General features: G+C 56.6%; 6 protein-coding genes and 3 pseudogenes (1 of these 9 only partly in view). 6 read left to right on the top strand and 3 right to left on the bottom strand.

Annotated elements, in window-relative coordinates; all coding sequences use genetic code 11:
• The 4 genes from repA (at position 1) to DSM14862_RS16055 (ending at position 4163) form a co-directional block, all read left to right on the top strand.
• Positions 1 to 1203, top strand: a complete 1203-nt coding sequence (gene repA / locus DSM14862_RS16040; RefSeq protein WP_243254487.1) for a plasmid partitioning protein RepA — start codon at positions 1 to 3, stop codon at positions 1201 to 1203.
• Complete coding sequence (repB, locus tag DSM14862_RS16045) at positions 1193 to 2191, top strand: plasmid partitioning protein RepB (protein WP_243254488.1); 999 nt, start codon at positions 1193 to 1195, stop codon at positions 2189 to 2191. The genes repA and repB overlap by 11 nt, the downstream gene beginning before the upstream one ends.
• 347 nt (positions 2192 to 2538) lie before the next feature.
• Complete coding sequence (locus DSM14862_RS16050; protein WP_243254489.1) at positions 2539 to 3750, top strand: helix-turn-helix domain-containing protein; 1212 nt, start codon at positions 2539 to 2541, stop codon at positions 3748 to 3750.
• Between the two features lie 8 nt (positions 3751 to 3758).
• Positions 3759 to 4163, top strand: a complete 405-nt coding sequence (locus DSM14862_RS16055; RefSeq protein WP_243254490.1) for a hypothetical protein — start codon at positions 3759 to 3761, stop codon at positions 4161 to 4163.
• Here DSM14862_RS16055 and DSM14862_RS16060 read toward each other — a convergent pair.
• Positions 4135 to 4458, bottom strand: coding sequence for a hypothetical protein (locus DSM14862_RS16060; RefSeq protein WP_243254491.1), 324 nt, complete (start codon positions 4456 to 4458; stop codon positions 4135 to 4137). The two genes, DSM14862_RS16055 and DSM14862_RS16060, sit on opposite strands and share 29 nt — an antisense overlap.
• A 478-nt stretch (positions 4459 to 4936) precedes the next feature.
• Positions 4937 to 5661: pseudogene (locus DSM14862_RS16065) on the bottom strand (integrase); the annotation flags it as partial.
• A 261-nt stretch (positions 5662 to 5922) separates the two neighbouring features.
• Between DSM14862_RS16065 and DSM14862_RS16070 the strand changes: the two are divergent.
• Both DSM14862_RS16070 and scpB read left to right on the top strand, forming a co-directional pair.
• A pseudogene (locus DSM14862_RS16070) lies at positions 5923 to 6807 on the top strand (DUF1403 family protein).
• A gap of 2 nt (positions 6808 to 6809) precedes the next feature.
• Entirely contained in the window at positions 6810 to 7304 is a 495-nt protein-coding gene (gene scpB / locus DSM14862_RS16075; RefSeq protein WP_407705379.1) for an SMC-Scp complex subunit ScpB, read from the top strand.
• On the opposite strand, the pseudogene DSM14862_RS16080 reads toward scpB, so the two are convergent.
• Positions 7274 to 7500 (bottom strand): annotated as a pseudogene (locus DSM14862_RS16080) (IS6 family transposase); it runs 458 nt beyond the window's last position. The gene scpB and the pseudogene DSM14862_RS16080 overlap by 31 nt on opposite strands.

Here is a 7500-nt window from a genome sequence, read left to right on the forward strand (position 1 = left end):
ATGATAAACGTACTTCATGATAAGCTACGCAAGGACTCCGGAAGGCTATCGCAGGCGCTCGACAATATGTCGAAGCTCTTTCTCGCTCCGAAAGAAGAGAAGACCCTCAGGGCGTTCTCGGCGGCGGAGGTTGCAGAGCTGCTTCGGGTCAGCGGAGGCTACCTGCGCAAATCTCATTTTGAAGGCAAAATTCCTGAAGTTGCCCAGAGTACTGGGAACAAGCGCTCGTACACCGCTGAAGACGTTCTGAAGGTCCGAAAGATCCTCGATAAGAACGCCAAGGATCCCCATCATTTTTTGCCGGGACGCAAGCCTGGTGATAAGCTACAAGTCTGGTCGACCGTCAATTTTAAAGGGGGCAGTTCGAAAACGACCTCCTCGGTCCATCTTGCATTTCGACTTGCGGCTCGTGGATATCGCGTTCTCTGCATAGATGCCGATCCCCAGGCTTCCCTGACAACCTTCTTTGGATATCAGCCTGAGTTGGACTTCAAGGAAGGCGGAACGCTCTATGACGCACTCCGCTATACAGACGGTGATACGATCCGCGTGCCTATCACAGATGTGCTACGCAAAACCTATGTGCCGAACCTCGACCTCGTACCGGGCGGCATCATGCTATCTGAGTTCGAGACCGAAACGCCAATGGCGCTCAGCCGCGGCGAACAGCCCGTTTTCTTCAACAGGCTGGGGGATAGCCTCCGTCAGGTCGAAGACGACTACGATATCGTCATCATCGATTGTCCGCCACAGCTGGGCTATCTGACCATGGCGGCCGTATGTGCGTCCACATCTCTACTGATGACCGTAATCCCTGAACGGGTCGATCTTGCCTCCGCAAGCCAGTTTCTCAACATGGCCTCAGGTGTGCTTGAGGTCATTCACGGAAACGGCGGCGTCGCAAACTACGATAATTTTGCCTATCTGTTGACCCGCTATGATACCGGAATCAGTACCCAAGTCGATCTTGCTGAGTGGATCCGGCAACTGCTAGGCGATAGCGTGATCCCTACCCCTTTCGTGAAGTCCTCGGCCATCAGTGAAGCCGGGCTCTCGCAAAAGACGATATTCGAGGTAGATTTGGCCGGCGCCAAGAACCGAAAGACCTATAACCGCGCGCTTGAAAGCGTCATTGGCTTCTCAAACGACGTAGAGAAGATGATTCAGGCCGCTTGGGGAAGGAAGGTAACCGATGAGACGTGATCTGCTCGCTAAAAGCCTCAGTCAACTCAATGAGGCGCCTTCTTCACCCGATTCTCTCGCAAAGACCTCCTCCCCTATCGTGGAGGAGGAGCCTAAAACGCCAAGCGGACCCAGGTCCTTACAAGCCATGTCCAATGTATTGAGCCAGGTTTCTTCGCAGGCCGCTCAAATGGTGGATACACGTGAGATCGCGGATTCCGCGCTGCAGGACCGTTTTGATACGAGCGATGGGCTAGACGATCTGATCGCATCGATCCGGGCTTCGGGACAGGAGATCCCGGTTCTGCTACGTTATAGGCGCGGCGCCGGTCAGCGGTATGAAGTGGTCTATGGGCGGCGGCGTATCGCGGCTTGCCGTGAACTTGGCATCCCGGTGCGCGCGCTCATCCGTGAAATGGAAGAGCGCGATGCCCTTAAATCGCTCGCACGTGAGAACTCCGCGCGCCTTCAGCGGAGCTTCATCGAACAGGCAGTTTTTGCAACGCGTCTGGAAGAGTACGGTTTCGATAAAGATGAGATTTGCGGGCTCTTGGCGGTCGATAAAACTACATTGAGCCGCCTCTCTACCGTGGCCCGTGACGTGCCAATCGAGGTCATCGAACATATTGGCTCCGGCCATGAAATTGGCCGTCGGCCATGGATGGAACTTCGCAAGGGCCTCAAAGAAGCTGCTGTCCGTGATACCAGCAAGCTGCTTGAGATGATCCCCGACGAGGAGGACCCTCTTAAAGCTTTACAGGGCCTCATTGATGCGCTTCGAACAGCCACCTTGGGCGAAGAGACGCAGCATTATGAAGCCGCCCCGGTGAAGCGCTCGAAACTGATGACCGTCGGCGATAAGCCGGTTCGCTTCGTCAAGAAGCGCGGGAAGATCACCATCGAGACAACGGAGGAATATGCAACTGATTTCATCGAATACCTTGAGGACAGGCTTCCTCAAATATTTGACAGCTGGTCAAGCGATTTAACCTGCGGCACAAAAAGGTAAGTCGCTGATTTTAAAGGATTGACCATGGTCAATCTATCGCCCCGAACGACAATAAGAGCCATAACGGCCATATAGCAACCATAGAGAAGAGCAAAGAGAAAGGAGGCAGACGCAGCGCAAAAAGAAACCCCCCGAAACCGAAGTCTCGAAGGGTCCCATAAGATTTAAGCACCTCATGGATACCTCGCTAGAGAATCGTTTGCAACACCGTTTTCGGTGGATGGTATCTCTTTGCCGTCTGAAAATTCATGATACAGGCTACAACCACGGTAATTCATGCCGGGGAGCGGAGGAGCTATGCCCCTACCCGCCCTGGACCAGCACCTCAAGTAACCCGTCGCGATCTCATGACCGCGGTCAAAAGCAGCTCACCGAGCAATGGGATGACGCCAAGTACAATCCTTGTTCTTGAGGCGCTTTTGAGCTTCCTCCCCTGTCGGGATCGCGAAACGGGTAAAGAGGCCCCCCTTAACCCTAACGATCTTCTCGTGGTTTATCCTTCGAATAAAGCCATCTGTGAACGCGCCAACTGCATGAATGATCGAGTGCTTCGGCGTCACATCGCGAAGCTCTGCGATATCGGTTTCATCACGCGCAAAGACAGCGCCACCGGAAAACGCTTCCCGCTTCGGGTCGGCGGCGTTGTGCGTGACGCCTTCGGCTTTGATCTGTCCCCCCTCCTCCACGCCTACCCCGAGCTGGTAGCGGAGGCGGCAAGGCTTAATCTTGAGGCTGAACAGCTTCGCTCGATGCGCTCCGTAGCGCTCGCATTTCGGGCTGAACTTCTACGCGCACATGAACAATTGACCGCGGCACAGGCCAGCTTTCTTACTGAGGTGAAGAAAATCTTGCGGCGCACCTCATTGAAGATTGAAGAGGTGTCAGCTCTTATCTGCGAGATGCGGGCGCTGAAACCTGCCGTTCAAGCGCCTCTCCCTGTGACGAAAGAGGACCGTCAGGTTTCTCAAGCCGACCGCAGCGTCCCCTGCCCTGCCCCAGCGGCCGTCGATCAGCTGCGAAACGCTCAGCTCAATGCGATTACCTTCCAAGACATTCGCTGCAGTAAAAGCCTTGCCGGTGATCGGCTCGAGGGTGGATCTGAAGCGGCTCGGTCAGGCCCTTCGCCACGCCGAAAAGTCAGTGTTCAGCGAGATGCCTGCCCTCAAAGCCGGCTTGCGGAGACGCCGAAAGAGTCCGGCAGGAACGGCCAAATTGTCCGCCAAGTAGAGTCCTTAAAGATAGATCCTACTATGAATGCACCCGATGAATATACGCGGCTTGTCAAAGCATGGGAGCGTTGCCCAAATATAGCCAGCCTCTACCCGGATGCTGTCCAATCACCGTCTCGTCTACGGGAAGCGGTTTTTCTTTTTGGATCCTTTTTGAGTTTGAAGAGTGAAGCCTTGGCGAAAGGTGTCGCTTCAATCGGATGGCCGAACATGCTCAGAGCATTGGAATATCTGGCTGAGAATGCGATACGCATCAAATCACCGCCCGCCTATTTCACTTCGATGATCGAAGGCTTCATCGCGGGCAAACCGGTCGCAGGCATGCGATGATCCTGGGCATGGACAAAATTGACCGCGGTGAGTTCGACCAGATCCGAAGCGGTGATGCCTTAGGTAGCGGGGCGTGCCCCAAATTGACCACGGTCAATCGCGATCAAATGGAAATCTCTAAATTGTCGGTTTCAACTGAGAGCGCTTTAGACTTCGCAAATGCGGTCGGAGCTTCAGCCGGAATGTCTGGCGTGATTAGCGGAATCTGTTTACCGGTATTAAGCTTACCGTCGATCTTAATCGTGATCCGCCAATCGGTTTCCCACGAATGTTGCGGCCCCCCGGGGCAAATTGAATTTACTGACCTGAAGAAACAGATATTCTCCAAGTCGCAAGCTTCAGCAATTCTTCGCCCTACAAAATCGGACTTGGCTCGCAGCAGCATCATCGTTGAATCCAGCCCAGTTCTTTAAACGGGTCTTCTAATAGCCGGGACACTCCGGGGGATGGTAGGTTTCGAGCTTCAGTTCCCGATATTGGAGGGGTTGTTTTAAGAGCTTTAGCCGGGCCGGTGAAAAAGGACGCCGCATTGTCGAATTGACCGCGGTCAATTTTAGATGTCGGGCAGATGACCGGCTCGGCCTTCGGGCTCAGCCACATCGAGATTGGGGTTTGCTCTGACACGCTTTCAAGCGCCTGAGCATGTGTGAAGTCCAAAATTTGACGTGGAGATTCCAGCCAGCCGCCGGCATGAATGCGCAGGCTCACTCCGTGCGGCCGTCGTTTATTATCATAAAGGTTCGCAAAGCGTCCGTTCTTTTAGCTCAGAGCGGTGTCGCCGTCTGTGAACAAAGGTGCCGGGTTGGTCGGAGGTAGGTCAATATTGACCGATAGGAAAACCGCAGTACCGTCAAAGCTCTAATTCAGTCAAGCTAGCTAGGAGGGTAGGGCAAGCGCTTTCTTTTCTCACTCAGCCTCCCATTTCTCATAGATTAATGTACCGCGGTCTAGATGAACTGAAACCGGTCCGTGGGTTCAAAGCTGGGCCGAGAAGGGCCCGCGCGCGAAGACGTCGCAATCATCCCGATAGACCACAGCACCATCGACCTATGTGTTTTTATCTGTGTGGCGAAGGAAAGTGTAGAGCTCTTTGTAGGAGCCGCGACCGACCGCATGCGATAAAAAAGCGTCCTATTGCTCACCGGCTTTGGCCTCGAGCGCCTACAGGAGCTGCGCCGCGTCATCGTCACTCATAACCTCCTGGACTGAGATCAAAGCCGCGCCGGCGTTGATAGCAGCGGGTCCTTTCGGCCGAAGCGTTCCCGAGCTGCTTCTGGACATAGCGCTCATAAACCTCTGCCGAACTGGCGAGGCTTGCACGCAGCGAATGACCGGAAAACAGCGCGAGCCGGTCCTTTTCGGGGAGGTCGGACCGAATTTCGGCGTCCAGGACCGTGCGCTTGATCACCGCAGGTCATGCTTGTCGTTCGATCTCGCCTCAGATGCCCATTTGCCAGCCTGCGAGGTGCCAACAAAAACCGGACCGAAGTAGATCTTCGCGAAGTGCAACCATTGGTCGATCGTATGGAACGAGCAGGTCCGCTCCTCCGAGCCGAAGCCGATCTCGACCTTACGCCAACCGGTCTTGTCATTGAGGGTGAGCAGGGCGCCTTTCTCAAGGTTCTCGATCCATCCACCACTATCTGGTGTGCCGTCCTTGCTCACATCAAGGCTAACAATTTACGAACGGCGGAGACCGCCTGCATAGCTGAGCAGCAAGATGGCTCGGTCGCGGAGACCCCGCAGATCGTAGGACAAGCTGGCGATCTTCGCTATAAGATCCTCGGCCAAGACAGGGGCAATGAGGCGATCCTTGCGGTTGAGTTCGAATCCGCGCTGCGGGTCGTACCATGCAAGGCCGGACAATCGGCGCTCGATTGTGGAAACCAATAGAGCCGGGGTCGCTCCGGCCGGAGCGACCGGAGCGGCCGGGGCGGTCAATCGTTCCAGAGTCTGCGACATGTGACGGGAGTGCCAGAGTGTTGGTGTGCGAGGTCTCCTGCGCCTCAACCTCGTCTCGGGGCGGGTTTTCGGGGTGTTCTGCCATGGCGGGGAAGGTTTTTCGAATGGTCCAATAATCTAATATTATTGGACATAAGTAGGCGCGACAAGGTAGGGCGGTTTTGTCGCTATTTGCTGGCACAAAGAGCCGTCTCAATGTATGCCTCGCGCATGACCTTTGCCCGCGCCAATCTAATCGAGTCCCTTGTCACGCTACCCCGGATGCCTGCCTGGGTCACTTCCGAACGTGTCGAAACCCCTGCAGATGTGGCGTTTTTGTCGGGTGCGGCGCTTGCTCACCTGCATCAAGTGTTGGCACGGGACGAAGTCCCCAGAGCTTTGTTGCGGGAACGTCTTGCGCTGCGTGCCGCTGAGGCCTGAGTGACGTTTTCTGGCCGTTCTGAGCGGGCCCGGGACTTGCGGGACGCGGTTCACCTGCTGCGCCCGGGCGATCTACCGGGACCGGCAGGGGGAGGCTATTTGGCTTGGCGTCGCGCAGTCGAGCGGCCGGTGTCAGTTAGGGCTCTGAGCCGCGCTGTACCGACCCTTGAGCAGGAACAGATCGCTATGTGGCTCGACGCGGGGCAGGGGGCGCCGGTCTCCCGTGCGGCCATGGTGTTGGAGATGGTCCTGACCGATGCGCCGCGGGGAGAACTGTCGGGGCTTATCTTGGCGGATGCGGCCCTCGCGCAGGCGCTCCGCTGGAATGATCTTGTGCCGCTGTTGGCCCAGGGTTTGAGCCGTGCTGACTTGGGAAAGCGCGGGAAAGACCTGCGTCTGGCCTGTCATAGCGCAGTCATCTCATCGGCCGCTGAGGCCGTGCGGCTCTCCGCCGACCTTGCGCGTCGGACGGCGCATCTGAAAGCAGTCGCCCCGAAACTCCGGGCCAAGGCAGCAAAGGAGGCAGTGGAGATTTTTTTAACCCGTGACGCCGTGACCCCGTCCGCGTTGCCTTTGCCAGATCGGGCGGCGCGGCGGCTGTGTGATCGTTTGATTGATCTCGGTGCGGTGCGTGAATTGACCGGCCGTGAGACGTTTCGGCTCTACGGGGTTTAGGTATGGCAAAAGATCGCCCCGCGTCAGAGCTCGACCGCGAGCTTGCCGACCTGCCGCCCGAGCTGCGCTGGCGCGAGTGGATGCGTCGGATTGAGGCGGTGCTGTTCGCCAGTGCGTCGCCTGTTGGACGCGATGATTTGGCGCGGGTGGTGGGGCAGGGGGCGTCGGTCGACCTGCTGGTCGAGGACCTTTCCGGAGACTTCGAGGAAAGGTCTTTTGAAATTGCTCAAGTTGCCGGTGGGTGGATGTTTCGGACGCGGGCCGCTTATGGCCCCGCGATCCGCCTTGCTGCGGACGTAGATGATCAGCTTACGGACCTGGATGCGTTCGACGTCGCAGTCCTCGCCGCCGTCGCCTACCAGCAACCAATCACCCGCGATGGGTTGATGGGGTATTGTCACGTTAACTCGCCGAGTTTGCAAGTTGACATGCCGGACGTTGATCAAGGGGCATTGGCCGCGGATTTTCACGCCTCGAATGCTTCGAGCCGATGGTAGCGGATGGTGAGAGCGGACCGACAGCGGGCTGGTACGGAGAAGCAATTGCGGGTTGCGGACGACAGAGAGTCGATGCGCTGCTACCCACCCGGTGATCGGAAGCCCTGCATTTCTCGCTCTCGTTTTTGAAAAGGCAAATGGCTGTTCTCTGCGCGGTTATTCAGCCCCTTGTGTAACCAATGATCAAGGCTAGGCG

The sequence above is a fragment of the Sulfitobacter indolifex genome (genome assembly GCF_022788655.1).
Lineage (GTDB): Bacteria > Pseudomonadota > Alphaproteobacteria > Rhodobacterales > Rhodobacteraceae > Sulfitobacter > Sulfitobacter indolifex.

Coding starts and splice junctions, on each gene's coding strand:
- DSM14862_RS16055 (WP_243254490.1), top strand. CDS start 3,759: ATGGACAAAATTGACCGCGGTGAGTTCGACCAGATCCGAAGCGGTGAT.
- repB (WP_243254488.1), top strand. CDS start 1,193: ATGAGACGTGATCTGCTCGCTAAAAGCCTCAGTCAACTCAATGAGGCG.
- scpB (WP_407705379.1), top strand. CDS start 6,810: ATGGCAAAAGATCGCCCCGCGTCAGAGCTCGACCGCGAGCTTGCCGAC.
- DSM14862_RS16050 (WP_243254489.1), top strand. CDS start 2,539: ATGACCGCGGTCAAAAGCAGCTCACCGAGCAATGGGATGACGCCAAGT.
- repA (WP_243254487.1), top strand. CDS start 1: ATGATAAACGTACTTCATGATAAGCTACGCAAGGACTCCGGAAGGCTA.